The following is a 17,780-nucleotide window of genomic DNA, read 5'->3' on the forward strand; positions in this document are numbered from 1 at the left end:
GACCAAGTGGCAGTGGCTGCGGGAGCACGAACCGGCCACCGCCGAGGCCGCCGCAGCGGTCCGGCTGCCGCACGACTTCCTCACCGAACGCCTCGCCGGCGCGGCCGTCACCGACCCCGGCGACGCCTCGGGCACCCTCTGGTACGCCACCGCGACCGGCGCCTACGACCCGGAGCTGCTGGACCTGATCGGCATGGACGCGCGGCTGCTCCCCGAGGTCGCGCCCACCGGCGCCACCCGCGCCGGGACGCTGACCCCGGCCGCCGCCGACGCGCTCGGCCTGCCCGCCGGGGTCGCCGTCGCCGCGGGCACCGGCGACAACATGGCCGCCGCCGTGGGCCTCGGCCTCGGCGGCGCCGGCCTGCTCGACCATCCCGTGGTCAGCCTCGGCACCTCCGGCACCGTCTTCGCCGCCAGCCGCACCCGGCCCGCAGCGCCCGGCATCGCCGGATTCGCCGCCGCCGACGGCAGCCACCTCCCGCTCGCCTGCACCCTGAACTGCACGCTCGCCGTCGACAAGGTCGCGGCGCTGCTCGGCCTGGACCGCGCGGACGCCGAACCGGGCGGCACGGCCGTCCTGCTGCCCTACCTCGACGGCGAACGCACCCCCGACCTGCCGCACGCCTCCGGCCTGCTCACCGGCATCCGCCACGACACCACCCCGCGCCGGCTGCTGGGTGCCGCCTACGAGGGCGCGGCCTTCACCGTGCTGCGCGCCCTGGACGAACTGCTGCGCGCCTGCGGCCTGGACCCGGCGGCTCCTGAGGTGCGGGACCGCCCGCTCCGGCTGACCGGCGGCGGGGCGCAGGGCGCGTTCTGGCGGGACACCGTACGGCGGCTCTCCGGCCGCCCGCTGATCGTGCCGCACCACACCGAACTGGTCGCACTCGGCGCCGCCGCGCTGGCCGCCGGTGCCGCCACCGGCGAGGACCCGGTGCGGATCGCCGGCACCTGGGGCGCGGGGGAGGGCGAACCGCTGCCCCCGCTGCCCCGCGACCAGGAAGCCTGGGACCGCATCGCGGACGTACTGGACCGGGCGACGCCGGCGCTGCTGAGCTGAGCGGGCAGGGGCGGTGCGGAACGGGGACGAAGCCGGGCCGGTGCGGAACGGGCGCGAAGCCGGGTTGGCGCGGCGGACGGTGCCGCGTACCGGCCGTCAGGCCACCGCGTCGCCGAACTCCCGTACCGCCTCGTCCACGATGGTCTGCAGCTGGGCGTGGTGCGCGCCGCGCCAGTAGACGCGTCCGCAGTCGGTGCACTGCGCGAACACGTCGTACGTGCGCTGGGTGCCGCCCTCCAGCCGGTCCCGCACCGCCTCCTTGTCCGCGTCCTTCAGCTCGCCGTTGCACGCCGTGCAGCGCGTCCACGGGGCCAGCCGGGGCGTGAACCGGCCCAGCACGTCACGCAACTGCTCGTCCGGCCGGTCGCTGTAGACGAAGGCGCCGGCCCAGATCTCCCGGCGGCGCAGCAGCCCGCGGTCCCGGGAGAGCAGCACCCGCCGCTGGGCCGCGGAGCGGGAGGCCAGCTCCGGGTCGCCGATGTCGGCGCTCTCGTACGCCGCGTCCACGCCGAGCAGCCGCAACCGCCGGGCGAGCGTGCCGAGATGGACGTCGAGCAGGAAGCGCAGCGGCGCGCCGGGCACCCGCTGCGGGCGGCGGACCGCCTGCACCTCGACGTGCTCGCCCTCCCGCGGCACGTGCGACACCGGCTGCTCGCGGCCGTCGACGAGCAGCGCGCCGACCTCCGTGAGCGGCACGCCGAGCGACTCGACGAGGTGGCCGAGCGTGGACGAGCCGTCGGTGCGGACGGCCGAGGGGCCGCCCCGCCGGGCGGGAGCGGCGAGAACGTGCAGCTCAGGGGCGAATGCGAGGGTGATCTCCGGACCGGTCACCCCCACAGCATGCCATTACGGAGCGGTGCCGGACGCGGGATTTTCCGCCGTGCCGACGACCCGCGCGTACTGGGCCGCCAGCCCTTCCAGCAGGGCCTGGAGGCCGGTCTCGAAGGCGCCCTCGTCGACCGACCGCTGGTGCTGGGCCAGCAGGTGCGCCTGGTCGAGGTGGGGATAGGTGCCCGCGTACAGCTCAGCGTCGGTGGGGAAGCCGGCGGCGAACGAGCCGAGCGCCGAGCCGGTGATGAAGTACCGCATGGAGGCGCCGATGTGGGTGGCGTGCGCACGCGGCCAGCCGGCCGCGACCAGGCCGCCGAAGACCGCGTCGGCCAGCCGCAGGGAGTTCGGGCGGTGGGCCGAGGGGCGCGTGAGGGCGGGGACGAGGTGGGGGTGGGCGGCGAGGGCCGCGCGGTAGGAGCGGGCCCAGTCGCGCAGCGCCTCCTGCCAGTCCAGGCGGCCGAACATCGACAGGTCGACCTGGCCGACGACCTGGTCCACGAGCGCGTCGACCAGCTCGTCCATGGTCGCGAAGTGGTTGTAGAGCGAGGGGCCGGTCACACCGAGCACGGCCGCGAGCCGCCGGGTGGAGAGGGCCTGCAGCCCCTCCTCGTCCACGATCCGCAGCGCCGCTGCGGTGATCCGGTCGCGGCTGAGCAGTGGTCGGCGCGGGCGGGCCACGGCGCACCTCCTGGGCGGGTTCGGCGGAGCTGGACCCTACACGGTGGGTGTCCCGACGGTCGCGGAGCACCCCTTTTCAGCGGCGTTACGGCGGAGTAATGTGCAAAAAACTTGCACCGCTAGTTTAGCTGGCGGGCACGTCGTACACAGCGTCGTACACGGCGAACAGGAGCATCCGCACATGACCACCCTGTCCCTGGCCACGATCCTCGCCGAGGCCGCCCGCCGCCGCCCCGACCACCTGGCGCTCGTCGAGGGCGACCGGCGGCTGACGTACGCGGAGCTGTGGCGGCAGGCCAGGACGCAGGCGGCGGCGCTGCGGGCGCTCGGCGTCCGGCCCGGCGACAAGGTCGCGCTGATGGCGCCGAACACCGCCGAGTTCCCGCGTGCCTACTACGCGATCCTGGCCGCCGGCGCGGTCGTCGTCCCCGTGCACCTGCTGCTCTCGCCGGGCGAGGTGGCGCACGTGCTGCGGGACAGCGGCGCGCAGCTGCTGCTCTGCCACGCGGGCCAGGCGGCGACCGGCGGCGAGGCCGCGGCCGCCACCGGGGTGCGGATGGTCACGGTCGGTCCGGAGGCCCGGGTGCCGGGCGCTGACGGCCGCCTCGAAGACCTGGCGGAGACCGTTGAGCCGCTGCCCACGTACGTCACCCGCGAGGCCGAGGACCCGGCGGTGGTCTTCTACACCAGCGGCACCACCGGCGTCCCCAAGGGCGCCGTGCTCACCCACCTCAGCCTGGTCATGAACGCCACCACCAACGCGTTCGACTCGCACGAGGTGCAGCCGGACGACATCACGCTCGGCGCGCTGCCGCTGTACCACACGTTCGGGCAGACGGCGAGCATGAACTCCAGCTGGCGGCGCGGCGCCACGCTCGTCCTCCAGCCGCGCTTCGACGCGGCCGCGGCGCTGGAGCTGATGGTCCGTGAGGGCGTCAACACCTTCCAGGGCGTCCCGACCATGTACGTACGGCTCCTGGAGGCCGCGGGCGGGGCGGCCGAACTGCCCCGGCTGCGGCGGTGCGTCTCGGGCGGCGCCTCGCTCCCGGTGCCGGTGCTGGAGAAGTTCACCGAGGTCTTCGCCACCGAGGTCTACGAGGGGTACGGGCTCTCCGAGACCTCGCCGACCGCGGCCGTCAACCAGCCGGTCTTCGGCACCCGTGCGGGCACCGTCGGCCACGCGATCTGGGGCGTGGACGTGGAGATCGCCGCGCCCGAACCGGCCGACCGCATCGAACTGCTGCCCGCCGGTGAACTGGGCGAGGTCGTCGTCCGCGGCCACAACGTCTTCGCGGGCTACCTCGGGCGGCCGGAGGAGACCGCGGCGGCGCTGGTCGACGGCTGGTTCCGGACCGGGGACCTCGGCACCAAGGACGCCGACGGGTTCCTGCGCATCGTCGACCGCAAGAAGGACCTGATCATCCGCGGCGGCTTCAACGTCTACCCGCGCGAGGTCGAGGAGGCCCTGCTGCGCCACCCCGGCATTGCCGAGGCCGCGGTCATCGGGCTGCCGCACCCGACCCACGGCGAGGAGGTGTGCGCCGTCGTCATCCGCGACAAGGAAGCGGACCCGGCGCCCACCGCCGAGGAGATCATCGACTGGGCCCGGGAGCGGCTGGCCAAGTACAAGTACCCGCGCCGCGTCGAGTTCGTCGATGCTTACCCGCTCGGCCCCAGCCACAAGGTCCTCAAGCGCGAGCTGCGCGCGCGGTTCACGGACGGTACGGCGTAACGGCGGTGGCGCCCGGCCGCCGCGCGCGGCCGGGCCGTCGCCACGGTCCGGCCGTCAGTGGTGACGGCCGGCGGCGCCCGGTCAGTGGTGGCGGCTGAAGTCCGGGGCGCGGCGCTCGCGGAAGGCCGCCACGCCCTCCTCCGGGTCCGGGCCGTTGAGGTCCAGCGCGGCGGCGAGCCACTCCTGGTCCAGATAGTCGCGCAGGGAAGGGGAGTTGCCGGCCGCGGTGAGCATCCGCTTGGTGAGCATCAGCGCGTCGGGCGCCCCGGCGGCCAGCCGCACCGCCAGCTCCAGCGCCTCCTTGAGCGCGCTGCCGTCCGCCACCACCCGGTTGACCAGCCCCATCGCCTCCGCCCTCGCGGCCGGCAGCCGTTCGCCCAGCATCGTCAGCTCGGCCGCGCGCCGGGTGCCGACCGCCTGGGCCAGGAACCACGCGCAGCCGCCGTCCGGTACGAGGCCGCGCTCCACGAACGGCGAGGCGAAGAAGGCGCTTTCACCGGCCACGGTCAGGTCGCAGGCCAGCGCGTACGACCAGCCGATGCCGACCGCGGCGCCCTCCACCGCCGCGATCACCGGCTTCGGCAGCCGGTGCAGCCGGTCCACCGTGCCCTGCAGCAGCCCCAGCCGCTTGGCGGGTCCCGCGACGCCGCGGCCCGGCATCCGGGGCGCCTTGAGGTCGGCGCCCGCGCAGAAGTGCCCGCCGGTGCCGGTCAGGACGACGGCCCGGATGCCGTCGTCCTCCGCCTCCCGCACCGCGTCGTCCAGGCCGCGGATGGCGCCGTTGCCGAGCGCGTTGCGGCGGGCCGGGCCGTCCAGGGCGATCTGCAGCACGCCCGGTGCCGGAGTGGTGGTGTGCACCTGGGTCTCGTGGGTCCCGCTCACGTCGCTCACTCCGTCCGTCCGGCTCGTCCATGGCCGCTCAGGGCTCCGGCGGACACGCTAGGCCGCGCTGATCAGCACCGTCCACCCTCCGGACGGGAAAAGGTGTACTGGACAAATACCGATCGGTATGCGCGGGTCGCGTGTCCGGCCGGGCGTGCGCCGTCCCCGCGGGGACAATGGCCGCGGACAGGAGCACGACGGGCGGCGGACTGCGAGGCGGAACATGCGGGTGGGGCTGCTACGGACGGTGGGCGCGGCGACGGCCTTGTACGGAGTGGCCGTCACGGTCGCGCCCGTACTGCTCGCGCGGCCCTCGGGGCTGGTGGAAGCGGACGGCCGGGTGGCCGAGGGGACCCGGGTCTCGCTGCGGCCGCTGGCCTGGCGGGACGCGGCGAGTGGCGCCGCGCTGGCGCTGGTGCCCGAGGGGCCGGCCCTGCGTACGGCCGCGCTGCTCAGGATCGCCGCCGACTTCGGGGACGCGCTGCTGCTCGGTGCCACGCTCCCGGACCCGTCCGCGCGCCGCAAGGCCGTCGCGGTGTCGGTCGGCTGGGGCGCCCTGTCGGTGGCCGGCCTGCTCGCGCCGGCCCGCGCGACGTCCGGCGTAGGGCGCGCGCGACGGCTGGCGTAACGCCCCGCCTGCCGGGCCGGTGCGCGGCGCCTGGCCTCCGGGGCCGGCGTACAGCGCATGCGTGCCGGGTCGGCGTGACGTACCTGCCTGCCGGGCCTCCCACGCGACGCTCGGTCCGCACGGCAGGCCGTCCGTATCCTGGCGCTCATGAGGCGCACTTCCTTTGCCCACTGGCCCTGCTCGATCGCCCGCACCATGGACCTGCTGGGCGACTGGTGGACGCCGCTGGTGCTGCGCGAGGCGTTCTACGGGATCAAGCGGTTCGACGCGTTCCAGGAGGCGCTGGGGATCGCCCGCAACACGCTGACCGACCGGCTGCGCCGGCTGGTGGACGAGGGACTGCTGGAGAAGCGGCCGTACCAGACCGAGCCGGTGCGGTACGACTACGTCCTCACCGAGAAGGGCCGCGACTTCTACTCCGTGCTGCTGGCCATGACCCGCTGGGGCGACCGCTGGCTGTCCGGTGAGCAGGGCCCGCCGGTCGTCTTCCGGCACGACCCGTGCGGGCACGAGAGCCGGCCCGAAGTGGTCTGCGCCGACTGCGGCGAGCCGATGACCGCGGAGAACACCCACGCCCGGATGGGCCCCGGCTACCCGCCGAAACTGGCCGAACGCCCCGACGTACGGGAGCGGTTCGCGCGCTGAGGCACTGCTCAGCCCGCTCGCCGGTTGCCCTTGACAGGTGAGTTCATCTACGCAACTTTGATGGTCACAACGGTGTCGCGGGACGACTGAGGAGGCCGGCGGGCATGGAGTGGACGGGCGCGCGGTACGCGGACGGGCCGACGGTGGAGGCGGACGTCTGGATCGGCGCTCCGCCGGAACGGGTCTGGGACCTGGTGTCCGACATCGCGCTGATGCCCGAGCTGAGCGGCGAACTGCAGTCGGCGCGCTGGCTGGACGGCGCGACCGGCCCGGCCCTCGGCGCCCGCTTCACCGGCACCAGCGCCCACGAGGCGCTGGGGGAGTGGCGGACCACCTCGTACGTGGTCGAGTGCGCGGCGCCGCACGCCTTCGCCTGGGCCGTGGAGGACCCCCAGCACCCCTCCGCCACCTGGCGGTTCACCCTCACCCCGGAGGACGGCGGCACCCGGCTGCGGCAGTGGGTCCGGCTGGGGCCCGGCCGGTCCGGCCTCTCGCGGGCCATCGAGCGGATGCCGGAGAAGGAGCAGAAGATCGTCCACGTACGGCTGCGGGAGTTCGAGCGGAACATCACCGCCACGCTCGGCGCCCTCAAGGAGCGGGCCGAGGGCGCGGGCGCCGGTGCCGGGACGGCGGGCGCCTGATGCGCACCGCGACCACGATCGAGGCGTCCGCCGCGCCCTGGCCGGAGCTGGTGGACTACGTGACCGAGGCGGAGAAGCTGGGCCTGGACGTCTGCTGGGTGGCCGAGGCGTGGGGCGCCGAAGCGCCGTCGGCGCTGGGCTACCTCGCCGCGCGCACCGACCGCATCCTGCTCGGCTCCGGCGTCCTCCAGCTCGCCACCCGCACCCCGGTCGCCATCGCCCGCGCCGCGATCACCCTCTCGCAGCTCTCCGAGGGCCGCTTCCTGCTGGGCCTCGGGCCGTCCGGGCCACAGGTGATCGAGGGGCTGCACGGGGTGCCGTTCGCGCGGCCGCTCACCCGCATGCGGGAGACCGTCGAGATCGTGCGGCAGGCCGTGTCCGGCGAGAAGATCAGTTACTCCGGGCGGGAGTTCACCATCCCGCTGCCCGGCGGCGAGGGCCGCCCGATGCGCCTGTCGATGCGCGCCGAGCACGACATCCCCGTCCACCTCGCCACCCTCTCGCCGAAGACGCTGCGGCTGACCGGCGAGATCGCCGACGGCTGGCTGGGCACCTCCTTCGTGCCCGAGGGAGCGAAGGAGGCGTACTTCGACCATCTGGACGCGGGGCTGGCCGCAGCGGGCCGCACCCGCGCGGAGCTGGACGTCTGCCAGGGGGCCGAGGTGGCGTTCGCCGAGGACGAGGACGCGCTGCGCGCGATGGTGGCCGGGCGCAAGAAGGAACTGGCCTTCAGCCTCGGCGGCATGGGCTCGGCGCACACCAACTACTACAACAACGCCTACAGCCGTCAGGGCTGGGCCGAGGTCGCGGCCGCGGTGCGGGAGCGCTGGCAGGCCGGTGACCGGGAGGGCGCGGCCGCGCTGGTCACCGACGAGATGGTGCTCGGCACGACGCTCATCGGCACCGAGGACGGGGTCCGCGAGCGGCTGCGCGTCTGGCGGGCCGCGGGCGTGGACACCGTACGGCTGTACCCCGCGGGCGACACCCCGGCCGCCCGCCTCGCCACCCTCGGGCGCGCGGTGGACCTGGTACGCCAGGTGTCGGCCGAAGCCCCTTAGGCGGTCCAGTGGCCGGCGGCGGCGTCCCACCGCCACAGCACCGTGGTGCCGTCCCGCGCCCCCATCACGTGCCAGGCGTTCCCGATCCACTGGATGCAGGGCGTGGGCTCGGGCGCGAGGTACGGGGACGGGGCGTTCTGCAGGGCCACGAGCTGGGGGAGCGCCTCGGCGGGCAGTGCGACCGGGATCACCACGTGCCAGCCGAGGTCGTTGCGCAGGTCGATCGGGCGGTCCGACTCGCTCCCGAGCCCGCCGCTGCGCCGCCCCGACTCGCGCCGCAGGAACCGGCGCACCGCTGCCCGCGTGCCCTCGTCGACCGCTCCTGCCAGCTTGCTGCCGAAGTGCGCGGCGACGGCCTGGAGGAAGGGCGTCACGGCCATCGTCACGGCGACGGTGGTGACCATGTCCGCCATCCCGCCCGGTGCCGGACGCCCGTAGACGCCGCTCGCCGGCGGGTCCGGCTGCGCATAGCCGTACGCCTGCCGGGCCTCCTCCTGCGGTACCGGCGCCGGTCCGTCCGGCCGCGCCTCGTCGTGCTCTTCCGTCTCCCCCATCACGCCTCCCTCAGGCGCCCACCGTGCCATCGATGGCTTCGCGAAGAAAGTCCGCATGGCCGTTGTGACGGGCGTACTCATGGATGAGGTGGAGCATGACGAGGCGGAGCGAGACGTCCTCGCCCCAGCGCGCCTGGTGGCCCGTCACGTCGAGCGAGGGGGCCGCCGCCTCGATGCGGCGGGCGTGCGCGACCTCCGCCCGCCAGACCGCGAACGCCTCCTCGCGGGTGGCGCCGCGCGCGTCGTACGCGGCCTGGTAGTCCCCCTCGTCCGACCAGACGAGGGGGACGTCCTCGGCGTTGATCACCCGGCGGAACCAGGCGCGCTCCACCTCCGCCATGTGCCGGACCAGGCCGAGCAGGGTGAGCGTGGACGGCGGGCTCGCGCGGCGGCGCAGCTCCTCGTCGGTCAGCCCCTCGCACTTCATCGCGAGCGTGGCGCGGTGGTGGTCGAGGAAGGCGCGCAGCGTCTCCCGCTCCCCGCCGCGCAGCGGCGGCCCGGTCCGCTCGACGGACCCGACGCGTTCGGTGGTCACCGGCGCTCCCCTCCCCGTGCCGCGCCCGTGCCGCGGCCCCGGCGAGAGGTTAGCCCGCGCCGATCTCCTCCGCCGGGCTTTCCGCCCGCTTGCCCAGCGCGCTGTGCCGGCGGCCGTAGCCGAAGTACAGCGCCAGCCCGGCCGCGAGCCAGACCAGGAAGCCGATCCAGGTGATGACCTGGAGGTTGAGCATCAGGTACAGGCAGCACAGCAGCGAGACCAGCGGGATGACCGGTACCCAGGGGGTGCGGAAGGCGCGCGGCAGGTCGGGCGCGGTGCGCCGGAGGATCAGCACGCTCGCGGAGACCGCGGCGAAGGCGAACAGCGTGCCGATGTTGACCATCTCGGCCAGCAGGTCGAACTTCAGGAAGGCGGCCAGGCAGGCCATGATGACGCCCAGCACCCACAGGTTGACCTTCGGGGTGCCGTGCTTCGGGTCGACCTTGCACAGCGCCTTCGGCAGCAGCCCGTCGCGGGCCATGGCGAAGACGACCCGGCTCTGCGAGCGGAAGCAGATCAGGCTCACGGCGGTCAGGCCGACCACCGCGCCCACGCTGATGACCGTGGCGAAGCCCGGGTGCCCCTTGGCGGTGAAGGCGTCGGCGAGCGGTGCCTGCACCGACAGCTCGGAGTAGTGCTGCATGCCGGTGACCACCAGGCACACCGCGACGTACAGCACGGTGACGATGATCAGCGAGGCGATGATGCCGATCGGCAGGTCGCGCTGCGGCTTGCGGGTCTCCTCGGCGGTGGTGGCGACCATGTCGAAGCCGATGTACGCGAAGAAGACCATGGCCGCCGCGCTCAGGATGCCGGCCACGCCGAACGCGGTCGGGGTGATGCCGGTGAGCACCTGGAGCAGCGGGGCCTGGAGCCCGGCGACCTTGCCGGTGGGCTGCGGGTCCGGCACGAAGGGGTGGTAGTTCGCGGTGTCGATGAGGAACGCGCCCGCGACGATCACCAGCAGCACGATGGCGAGCTTGACCGCGACGAGCACGTTCGTGACGCCCTTGGACAGCTTGCCGCCCGCGATGAGCACACCGGTCAGCACGAGGATGAGGACCGCGGCCGGCAGGTTCATCACCGAGCCGTCGCCGCCGCTCACCGCCGCCGGCAGATGCACGCCGATGCCGTTGAGCATCGACCCGAGGTAGCCGGACCAGCCGACCGCGACCACCGAGGTGGCCAGCGTCAGCTCCAGGCTCAGCGCCCAGCCGATGATCCAGGCGGGCAGCTCGCCGAGCGAGGTGTAGGAGTAGGAGTACGCGGACCCGGCGACCGGCACCGAGGACGCGAATTCCGCGTAGCACAGCGCCGCGCAGCCGCAGACCGCCGCGGCGACGACGAAGGAGAGCGCCACGGCGGGGCCGGCCATGTTCCTGGCCACCGTGCCGGTCAGTACGAAGATTCCGGTGCCGAGAATGACACCTACCCCGAGGATGGTGAGATCCAGCGCGGAAAGATCACGGCGCAGGCGCTGTTCGCCTTCTCCGCGAGCCTCCTTCATTGCGCGTTCCAGGGGCTTTTTTCGTAGCAGACTCACGGTGTTATTCCGAACTCTCTGGGTGATGCGGGGACGCACGTACGTGGCCCCCGCCGGAGGAGTGTCGGACAGCCGTGCAGCTCACCGCAACGCGACGCCCCGCTGTCTCACATCGTGATACGTATCGTCCGTGCCGGTATTTCCCCGGTCACATCACCGTACCGATGTGCCACGGCACGAATTCCTCCTCGCCGTATTCCATCGATTCGCTCTTCGTGGGCTCACCCGAGGCGACCGCGAGGACGCGTTCGAAAATTGCCTTGCCCGTTTCCTCGACGGTGCCGGTGCCGTCGACGATGCCGCCGGCATTGATGTCCATGTCCTCGGACATGTGCTCGTACAGCGGCGTGTTCGTGGCGATTTTCAGGCTCGGTACGGGCGCGCAGCCGAAGGCCGAGCCGCGCCCCGTCGTGAAGCAGACGACCTGCGCGCCGCCGGCGACGATGCCGGTCACCGAGACCGGGTCGTAGCCGGGGGTGTCCATGAACACGAAGCCCTTGGCCGTCACCGGCGCCGCGTACTCGACCACGTCGGCGAGGGCCGTGGTGCCGCCCTTGGCGACGGCGCCGAGCGACTTCTCCAGGATGGTGGTGAGGCCGCCGGCCTTGTTGCCGGGGGACGGGTTGTTGTCCATCGAGCCGCCGTTCCGGGCGGTGTACTCGCGCCACCACGCGATCCGCTCCAGCAGCTTCTCGCCGACCTCCTTGCTGACCGCACGGCGTACGAGCAGCTGCTCCGTGCCGTAGATCTCCGGCGTCTCGCCGACCACGCCGGTGCCGCCGTGCCGGACCAGCCGGTCCACGGCGTCGCCGAGCGCCGGGTTGGCGGTGATGCCGGAGTAGGAGTCGGAGCCGCCGCAGTTCGTGCCGAGGATCAGCTCGCTCGCCGGCACGGTGCTCCGGCGGGCGCGGTCGGCGGCCGGCAGCATCTCGGTGAGCCGTTCGACGCCGGCCGCCACGGTCTTCCGGGTGCCGCCCAGCTCCTGGATCGTGCTCGCCACGACGGGCAGGTCGGAGCGGAGCGGCAGTCCGTCGGTCAGCGCTTTGACCTGGTTGTCCTCGCAGCCCAGGCCGAGCAGCAGGAAGCCGGCGAAGTTCGGGTGCGTCAGATAGCCGCGCATCACGCGCCGCAGCACCTCGATGCCCTCGCCGTCCGCCGCCAGCCCGCAGCCCTGGCCGTGGGTGAGCGCCACGACGCCGTCGATGTGGTCGTAGTCGTCGAGGACGCCGGAGTACCGCAGTCGCGCCGCGATCTGCTTGGCCGCGGTCGCCGAGCAGTTGACGCTGGTCAGGATGCCCAGGTAGTTGCGCGTGCCGACCGTGCCGTCGGCGCGTACGTACCCCTGGAAGGTGGCCCGTCCGGACTCCGGCAGCAGCTCCGTCGGCCGGGCGTCCACGGAGAACTCGGCGTCCCGCGCGAACTCCCGGTACTCGAGGTTGTGCAGATGGACGTGGTCGCCGGGCTCGATGTCCTCGGCCGCGAAGCCGATGACCTGCCCGTACCGCAGCACCGGCGCGCCCCGGCGGACGGCGTGCAGCGCGACCTTGTGCCCGCGGGGGACGCCGGCGCGGAGCCGGACGGGCCGGCCGTCCGCGTCGGCCGTGGTGCCCGCCGCGAGATCGGCGGTCGCGATCGCGACGTCGTCCTGGGACTGGAGGCGGAGGAGACGGGCGGTGGGCAGGACCATGAGCACCTCGCTGCGGCGGCGGGCGGAGCGGCTGGACGGTCGGCGGTGCGGTCGGCTGGGTGCGCGGGTGGCTGCCGGCGTACGGGCGGTTGTGCGGCCGGCCGTTCGATATATCGGTCACTGGTTGATATCCGGTGCACGCTAGAACCGGGCCCGAGGGAGTGTCAATGACGCCTCCCCGTCGGCACCGTGGACCTCCGTACCCCTGACTCGCCCTCAGGGCTGCCCACTTGCCGGTGCATTGACGCCGCTCAGAGGGCGGCTCTACGCTCCCGCTCAACAGGTCGGACAACGTTCGATATCTCGAACGTGACGAGAGAGGCTCCCATGCTGACGACGCCCCTGAGCGGTGTGATCCCGGTCGTCCCGACGGTCTTCGACGACGAGGAGGAGCTGGACCTCGCCGGGCTGGCCCGGGTCGTCGACTACCTCATCGACGGCGGCGCCGACGCGCTCTGCGTCCTCGCCAACTACTCCGAGCAGTTCTCGCTGACCGACGACGAGCGCGACCAGGTCTGCCGCACCGTCCTCGAACGCGCCGCCGGACGCGTGCCCACGGTCGTGACGACCAGCCACTACAGCGCCCGCGTCGCCGCTCGCCGGAGCAAGGAGGCACAGGCCATGGGCGCCGACATGATCATGCTGATGCCGCCGTTCTTCGGCGCCACCATGGCGGTCCCCGAGGCGGCCCTGACCGACTACTTCACCACCGTGGCCGCCGCCACCGACCTGCCCCTGATGGTCCAGGACGCGCCGATGTCCACCACCCCGCTCCCCGTCGGCCTCCTCGTCCACCTGATCAAGGAGGTGCCGCAGCTGCGGTACGCCAAGATCGAGACGCCCGGCGCCGCCGACAAGCTCCGCACCCTCATCGCCGCCGTCGGCGACCAGCTGGAAGGCCCGTTCGACGGCGAGGAGGCGGTCACCCTCATACCGGACCTGGACGCCGGCGCGGTCGGCACCATGTCCAGCTCGACGGTGCCGGACCAGCTGGGCCGGATCGTCCGCCGCTACCACGCGGGGGACCGGGACGGCGCGGTCGCGGACTGGGAGGCGCTGCTGCCGCTCATCCACTACGAGAACCGGCAGTGCGGACTGCGCGCGCAGAAGATCCTGCTCGCCGAGGGCGGCGTCATCGGCTCCGACCGCACCCGCGCCCCCTTCGGCCCGGTGCCGCCCGAGACCCGTGCAGGACTCCTCGAACTCGCCCGCCGCCACGACCCGTTGGTGCTGCGCTGGGCGCGGTGACGCGACCGCCGGGGGTACCGGCCGTCGGCGTCAGGTACCGAGGTCCTCCACCAGCACCAGATGTGTCAGGTAATGGCTGCCGAGCCCGGTGAGCAGCGCCGCCTTCGCCGGGTCCACGCGGACCTCGATCCGGCCGTGGCCGGCGTCGGTGGAGAGGTTCAGCAGGTCGGAGGCGCAGCTCACGCTGAGGAAGTGCAGCAGCGAGAGGTCCACGACCAGGCGGCCGTCGTGCGCCGTGCGCCGGAACGCCTCGCGCAGCGCGGCCAGCCAGTCGACCTGCGTGGCCATGTCGGCCTCGCCGACGAGCCGGACCAGGCCGGCCGTGTGCAGCGCCCGCAGCGTGCCGGTCGCTTCGAGCAGCTCGTGCGGATGGGCCGCGCGCACCGCGTCGAGCACCGCGGGATCGAAGGCGTCGGTGTCGTACGCGCAGACCTCGCTGTAGGAGCCGGCGGTGAAGAGGTGCGCCGTGTCCGCCTCGCGGGCGAGCACCTCCGCCAGGTCCGCGCCGAGGTCGGCGACCCAGCACATGTCGCTGAAGAGGCGCAGCCCGGAGTACCCCTCGGCCAGCGCGCGCTCGGTCTCCTCCTGGAGGCGCCGGCAGTGCCGGGCCGCGGTGAGGCGGCGGCCGGTGCGCAGCAGCCCGCGCATGCCGGCGAAGACCAGCTGGCCGCGGCCGCCGACGTGGTCGAGCGGTGGCCCGTGCTCCTCCAGGCGGGCCCGGACCTCGTCGTGGTCGTCCGACGGCGCGGGGCAGATGATCACCTTCTCGCCGCGCTGCAGGCCCTGCCAGGCGTACGCGGCCACCAGGTCCCAGGCCGGCCGCCCGGAGTACCGGCAGAACGCGTGGTCCCCTGCGCGCATGCGCTGCACGGGCAGCGTGCCGCGGCGTCCCTGCTCCCCGGCCATCACCCGTCGCCTCCCGTCGCGCCGCCGTCCGGACCACCCCGCTGGTTCGCTGCCGCAGGAGAACATAGGTGAAGGGGGACGCGCGGCGGCAGCCCGGCCCGTCAACTGCACGGGTGTGCAGGACAACCGATCGGCTGAGTCCATATCGGACCGGTCCGGTGCCGACTGTGACCGGTGATGTCCTGCGCCGCCCTCCCTCCGCCGCCTTCCGGCCGCTTTCCCCGCCGGCCGGACCGAACGGCCGATCCGGTGGCGGCGGGCAGCGGGGGAGGGGACCATCGGGGCGTGACGGATTCGCGCCCGCTGCTGCTGCTCGACGTCGACGGCCCGCTGAACCCCTGGCTCGCGCCGGACGAGCAGGGCCCCGCCGGATACGGCACGCACCGGATGCGGCCGCCGGGCTGGGAGGCGCCGCGCGCGCCGCTGCTCGTCCGGCTCAACCCCGCGCACGGCCCGGCGCTCCTCGCCCTCGGCTGCCGGCTGGTGTGGGCCACGACGTGGCGGGACGCGGCCAACACCTGGATCGCACCGGTCCTCGGGCTGCCCCCGCTGCCGTACCTCGACTGGCCCGACGGCCACCGCGCCGGCCCGGACGGCGTGCACTGGAAGACCCGGCACCTGGTGCGCTGGGCGGCGGACCGCCCGTTCATCTGGGTCGACGACGAGATCGGCCCGGCGGACCGGCACTGGGTGGCGCACCACCACGCGGGGCCCGCGCTGCTGTACCGGGTCGACGCGGCGGTCGGCCTGCTCCCCGGCGACTTCGACGCGCTCGCCGCCTGGGCCGCCGATCCGGCGCCGGACGGGGGAGCAGCCGGGGCCTGACCGACGCCGGACGGGGGAGCGGCCGGGGCCTGACCGATGCTGCCGTGGCGCTCACGCACCTTCTTGACCGGCGGGGCACCGCCCCATACGTTCGACGCCCGGCGCGCGGTACGCCACGCGCGCCGCTCACCGGCCGACGAACGCACGTGCGCAACGCCCTCCCCCTCTGCCGCGCCACCCACCCGTGGCGCGCCGTCCGAAGGAGGCCCAGGTGTCCGTCACCATCTGTTCGCTGCTGTGGGACGCGAAGCGGCACGGCGCCGGCTCGCAGCGGATCTCGTACGGCAGCGACGGTTACCACCTCGTCCGGTTCCCGTACGGCGAGTCGGACGAGAGCTACGACCCGTGGCGCATGCACGACCCGGCCAACGGCGGCAGCCCCGACTCGGCCTTCCCCGACGAGCGCTCCGGGCTCATCTGGCCCAGCCACGAGGGCTGGGGCGTACTCTCCGCGATGGTCTTCTGGGCCGCCGACTCCCGGCCCAACGAGTACCGCGCCCGCTTCGTCCGCGACCCGCTGAGCACCGGCAGCGGCTACGACTCCACGGCCACCACCGACACCTGGAAGACCGGCGGCGGCCAGTACAAGACGTACATGTGGCAGATCTTCGTGCACCCCGGCACGCCGCTCGGCCTGAAGATCTCAGCGCGCGGCCCGGGCGACACGAAGGTCCCGGCGCCGATCACCCACGCCCAGTTCAAACTGGCCATCCACACGGACGTGAAGCGGCCCTGAGGCGTCGACCGGCCCCGAGGCGGGCGGGGTGCGCCGGCCGACGCGGGCGGGTCAGTCGACGAGGTCGAGCAGGGGCCGCAGGCCGGACGGGCGGTCGGCGGGCGGGAGGTGGTCCACGGGGAAGTAGCCGCAGCCGAGGGCCTGGGCGCCGCCGTCCGCGCTGCGGTCGTCGCCGACCATCAGGACGTCCTGCGGCGGAAGTCCCAGCTCGCGGCAGGCCAGTTCGAAGATCCGCGGGTCCGGCTTCTGGATGCCGTGCTCGAAGGAGAGCACGTACGAGCCGATCAGCGGGTCCAGCCCGTGCGCCCGCAGCACCGGGCGCAGGTCCCAGCCGATGTTGCTGACCACGCCGGTCGCGACGCCCCGTTCGCGCAGCGTGCCCAGCACCTCCGCCGCGTCCGGGTACGGGATCCAGGCGGCCGGTGCCTTGTGGCGCTCGTACAGCGTGTCGTACAACTCCTCGGCGGGCAGCGGCACCTGGCGGGCGAGCGCCGTGTACAGCTCGCGGTGGTGGTCCGCCGTACGGTCCCGGATGCGCCACAGCTCGGCCAGGCCGTCCGGCAGCCGCTCCGGGACGGAACCGCCGGGCAGCGCGCCGGCCCGGTCCAAGTCCCGGGCCGTCCGGTCGAATTCCGCGTCGGTCATGGTCACGCCGGTCGCGTCGAGCGCCCCGCGCAGCCAGGCCGTGACCGGCTCGATCCGCAGCAGGGTCCCGGAGAAGTCGAAGAGCACACCCTTGTACGCCATGACCACCATCCTGGCCGGTGCGCCGTCCCGGGCCAAGAACGCGCCCCGGCGGGCCGGAGGGGACGGGGCGCGGGGGAGGCGGTGGCCGCCCGAACTCCGGATGCGGCGACAGCGTGAGTGCGGTGCGGTCAGTCCTGGTCCGGGGGCCGGGTGGCCGCCGCCGAGGCCAGCCGGGTGTACAGCCCGGCCGCCGCGGCCACCAGCGCGGCGCCCAGCAGCCAGCCGGCCAGGACGTCGGAGAGCCAGTGCACGCCCAGGTACAGGCGCGTGCAGCCGACGCCCACCACGGACACCGCGGCCGGCACGCCCACCGCCCACTGCCAGGCCGCCGGCGCGGCGCGCTCGCGCAGCACCCACAGCGCCAGCCCGGCGCCCACCATGGCGGTCATCGCGTGCCCCGAGGGGAACGAGGCGTAGTGCGCCGCGTCGACCGGGTCGGGCCACACCGGGCGCGGCCGGTCCACCGCCGCCTTGATGCCCTGCTGGAGCAGCGTCCCGAGGGCCGACGTGGCCGCCACCCACGCCGCGAGGACGCGCACCCCGCGCCACACCAGCCACCCGACCAGCACCAGCAGCGCCGCGCGCACCGTCCACGGGTCCCACACCCAGTCGCTGAGGACGCGGTTCGCCTCGGTGAGCCCCGGCAACGTACGCGCCACCCGGTGCAGTTCCCCGGCGACCGTACGGTCAGCGCCGGCCAGCGGCGTCCAGTGGACGAGCACGAGCGCGGCGAGCGCCACGGCCGCCGCCGCGAGCCACCCCGCGGCACGCAACTCCCGCACGCCCGCCGCCGGTCCGGGCGGCTCGGCCGTCCCGGACGCGCTGCCGGTCCCGGAAGGTGACG

General features: G+C 74.1%; 19 protein-coding genes. 9 read left to right on the plus strand and 10 right to left on the minus strand.

The genetic code is table 11. The features are described from left to right. The coding region (locus tag C3486_RS27015) for an FGGY family carbohydrate kinase (protein WP_103835374.1) at window positions 1-1,060 on the plus strand (1,060 nt) is incomplete at its 5' end. 96 nt (window positions 1,061-1,156) lie between these two features. Here C3486_RS27015 and C3486_RS27020 read toward each other — a convergent pair. Both C3486_RS27020 and C3486_RS27025 read right to left on the minus strand, forming a co-directional pair. After that, on the minus strand, window positions 1,157-1,891 hold the full coding sequence (locus tag C3486_RS27020; protein ID WP_103835375.1) for a Mut7-C RNAse domain-containing protein: 735 nt from the start codon (window positions 1,889-1,891) through the stop codon (window positions 1,157-1,159). Window positions 1,892-1,906: 15 nt separating this feature from the next. Continuing rightward, window positions 1,907-2,569, minus strand: a complete 663-nt coding sequence (locus tag C3486_RS27025; RefSeq protein WP_103835376.1) for a TetR/AcrR family transcriptional regulator — start codon at window positions 2,567-2,569, stop codon at window positions 1,907-1,909. A 181-nt stretch (window positions 2,570-2,750) separates the two neighbouring features. Here C3486_RS27025 and C3486_RS27030 point away from each other — a divergent pair, with 181 nt between their 5' ends. Further along, window positions 2,751-4,301, plus strand: coding sequence for a long-chain fatty acid--CoA ligase (locus tag C3486_RS27030; protein WP_103835377.1), 1,551 nt, complete (start codon window positions 2,751-2,753; stop codon window positions 4,299-4,301). Window positions 4,302-4,382: 81 nt separating this feature from the next. On the opposite strand, the gene C3486_RS27035 is transcribed toward C3486_RS27030, so the two are convergent. Further along, window positions 4,383-5,183, minus strand: coding sequence for an enoyl-CoA hydratase/isomerase family protein (locus C3486_RS27035; RefSeq protein WP_219822253.1), 801 nt, complete (start codon window positions 5,181-5,183; stop codon window positions 4,383-4,385). A 223-nt stretch (window positions 5,184-5,406) separates the two neighbouring features. On the opposite strand from C3486_RS27035, the gene C3486_RS27040 reads away from it, so the two are divergent. The 4 genes from C3486_RS27040 to C3486_RS27055 all read left to right on the plus strand — a co-directional run bounded on the left by C3486_RS27040 (window position 5,407) and on the right by C3486_RS27055 (window position 8,155). Then, window positions 5,407-5,811 carry a hypothetical protein gene (locus C3486_RS27040; protein WP_103835378.1) on the plus strand — a complete coding sequence of 135 codons (405 nt, stop codon included), beginning with the start codon at window positions 5,407-5,409 and terminating at the stop codon, window positions 5,809-5,811. 147 nt (window positions 5,812-5,958) lie between these two features. Further along, window positions 5,959-6,456 carry a helix-turn-helix domain-containing protein gene (locus tag C3486_RS27045; protein ID WP_103835379.1) on the plus strand — a complete coding sequence of 166 codons (498 nt, stop codon included), beginning with the start codon at window positions 5,959-5,961 and terminating at the stop codon, window positions 6,454-6,456. A 104-nt stretch (window positions 6,457-6,560) separates the two neighbouring features. Continuing rightward, the gene (locus C3486_RS27050; protein WP_103835380.1) at window positions 6,561-7,097 is read left to right on the plus strand and encodes an SRPBCC family protein; all 537 of its coding nucleotides are present in this window, start codon (window positions 6,561-6,563) and stop codon (window positions 7,095-7,097) included. Continuing rightward, a complete protein-coding gene (locus tag C3486_RS27055) occupies window positions 7,097-8,155 on the plus strand; it encodes an LLM class flavin-dependent oxidoreductase (protein WP_103835381.1) in 1,059 nt (352 codons plus the stop codon). The genes C3486_RS27050 and C3486_RS27055 overlap by 1 nt, the downstream gene beginning before the upstream one ends. Here C3486_RS27055 and C3486_RS27060 read toward each other — a convergent pair. From C3486_RS27060 to C3486_RS27075, 4 genes are all read right to left on the minus strand, one after another. After that, window positions 8,152-8,709, minus strand: a complete 558-nt coding sequence (locus C3486_RS27060) for a hypothetical protein (protein ID WP_103835382.1) — start codon at window positions 8,707-8,709, stop codon at window positions 8,152-8,154. The genes C3486_RS27055 and C3486_RS27060 overlap by 4 nt on opposite strands. Window positions 8,710-8,719: 10 nt before the next feature. Beyond that, window positions 8,720-9,244: a DinB family protein gene (locus C3486_RS27065; protein ID WP_103835383.1), complete on the minus strand. Its 525-nt coding sequence runs from the start codon at window positions 9,242-9,244 to the stop codon at window positions 8,720-8,722. 49 nt (window positions 9,245-9,293) lie between these two features. Continuing rightward, window positions 9,294-10,751 (minus strand): amino acid permease, encoded by a 1,458-nt coding sequence (locus C3486_RS27070; protein WP_181138716.1) that lies wholly within the window; start codon window positions 10,749-10,751, stop codon window positions 9,294-9,296. 184 nt (window positions 10,752-10,935) lie between these two features. After that, window positions 10,936-12,474 carry a UxaA family hydrolase gene (locus C3486_RS27075; RefSeq protein ID WP_103835384.1) on the minus strand — a complete coding sequence of 513 codons (1,539 nt, stop codon included), beginning with the start codon at window positions 12,472-12,474 and terminating at the stop codon, window positions 10,936-10,938. A gap of 327 nt (window positions 12,475-12,801) precedes the next feature. Between C3486_RS27075 and C3486_RS27080 the strand changes: the two genes are divergently transcribed. Next, window positions 12,802-13,722 (plus strand): dihydrodipicolinate synthase family protein, encoded by a 921-nt coding sequence (locus C3486_RS27080; RefSeq protein ID WP_103835385.1) that lies wholly within the window; start codon window positions 12,802-12,804, stop codon window positions 13,720-13,722. A gap of 30 nt (window positions 13,723-13,752) precedes the next feature. Here C3486_RS27080 and C3486_RS27085 read toward each other — a convergent pair whose 3' ends face one another. After that, window positions 13,753-14,628, minus strand: a complete 876-nt coding sequence (locus C3486_RS27085; protein ID WP_181138717.1) for an MEDS domain-containing protein — start codon at window positions 14,626-14,628, stop codon at window positions 13,753-13,755. 285 nt (window positions 14,629-14,913) lie between these two features. Between C3486_RS27085 and C3486_RS27090 the strand changes: the two genes are divergently transcribed. Continuing rightward, entirely contained in the window at window positions 14,914-15,453 is a 540-nt protein-coding gene (locus C3486_RS27090) for an HAD domain-containing protein (RefSeq protein WP_103835387.1), read from the plus strand. 211 nt (window positions 15,454-15,664) lie between these two features. Next, window positions 15,665-16,189 carry a hypothetical protein gene (locus C3486_RS27095; RefSeq protein WP_103835388.1) on the plus strand — a complete coding sequence of 175 codons (525 nt, stop codon included), beginning with the start codon at window positions 15,665-15,667 and terminating at the stop codon, window positions 16,187-16,189. 51 nt (window positions 16,190-16,240) lie between these two features. On the opposite strand, the gene C3486_RS27100 is transcribed toward C3486_RS27095, so the two are convergent. Next, window positions 16,241-16,936 carry an HAD family hydrolase gene (locus tag C3486_RS27100; RefSeq protein ID WP_103835389.1) on the minus strand — a complete coding sequence of 232 codons (696 nt, stop codon included), beginning with the start codon at window positions 16,934-16,936 and terminating at the stop codon, window positions 16,241-16,243. Window positions 16,937-17,064: 128 nt separating this feature from the next. After that, complete coding sequence (locus C3486_RS27105) at window positions 17,065-17,718, minus strand: phosphatase PAP2 family protein (RefSeq protein ID WP_258053020.1); 654 nt, start codon at window positions 17,716-17,718, stop codon at window positions 17,065-17,067. Window positions 17,719-17,780 lie beyond the last annotated feature (62 nt).

This window comes from Streptomyces sp. Ru73, from assembly GCF_002920575.1.
Classification (GTDB): Bacteria; Actinomycetota; Actinomycetes; order Streptomycetales; family Streptomycetaceae; genus Streptomyces.

Bases quoted from the DNA above. Each gene is read 5' to 3' on its own strand.
- C3486_RS27030 (WP_103835377.1), top strand. From the start codon at position 2,751: ATGACCACCCTGTCCCTGGCCACGATCCTCGCCGAGGCCGCCCGCCGC.
- C3486_RS27040 (WP_103835378.1), top strand. From the start codon at position 5,407: ATGCGGGTGGGGCTGCTACGGACGGTGGGCGCGGCGACGGCCTTGTAC.
- C3486_RS27045 (WP_103835379.1), top strand. From the start codon at position 5,959: ATGAGGCGCACTTCCTTTGCCCACTGGCCCTGCTCGATCGCCCGCACC.
- C3486_RS27050 (WP_103835380.1), top strand. From the start codon at position 6,561: ATGGAGTGGACGGGCGCGCGGTACGCGGACGGGCCGACGGTGGAGGCG.
- C3486_RS27055 (WP_103835381.1), top strand. From the start codon at position 7,097: ATGCGCACCGCGACCACGATCGAGGCGTCCGCCGCGCCCTGGCCGGAG.
- C3486_RS27060 (WP_103835382.1), bottom strand. From the start codon at position 8,709: ATGGGGGAGACGGAAGAGCACGACGAGGCGCGGCCGGACGGACCGGCG.
- C3486_RS27070 (WP_181138716.1), bottom strand. From the start codon at position 10,751: ATGAAGGAGGCTCGCGGAGAAGGCGAACAGCGCCTGCGCCGTGATCTT.
- C3486_RS27075 (WP_103835384.1), bottom strand. From the start codon at position 12,474: ATGGTCCTGCCCACCGCCCGTCTCCTCCGCCTCCAGTCCCAGGACGAC.
- C3486_RS27080 (WP_103835385.1), top strand. From the start codon at position 12,802: ATGCTGACGACGCCCCTGAGCGGTGTGATCCCGGTCGTCCCGACGGTC.
- C3486_RS27085 (WP_181138717.1), bottom strand. From the start codon at position 14,628: ATGGCCGGGGAGCAGGGACGCCGCGGCACGCTGCCCGTGCAGCGCATG.
- C3486_RS27100 (WP_103835389.1), bottom strand. From the start codon at position 16,936: ATGGCGTACAAGGGTGTGCTCTTCGACTTCTCCGGGACCCTGCTGCGG.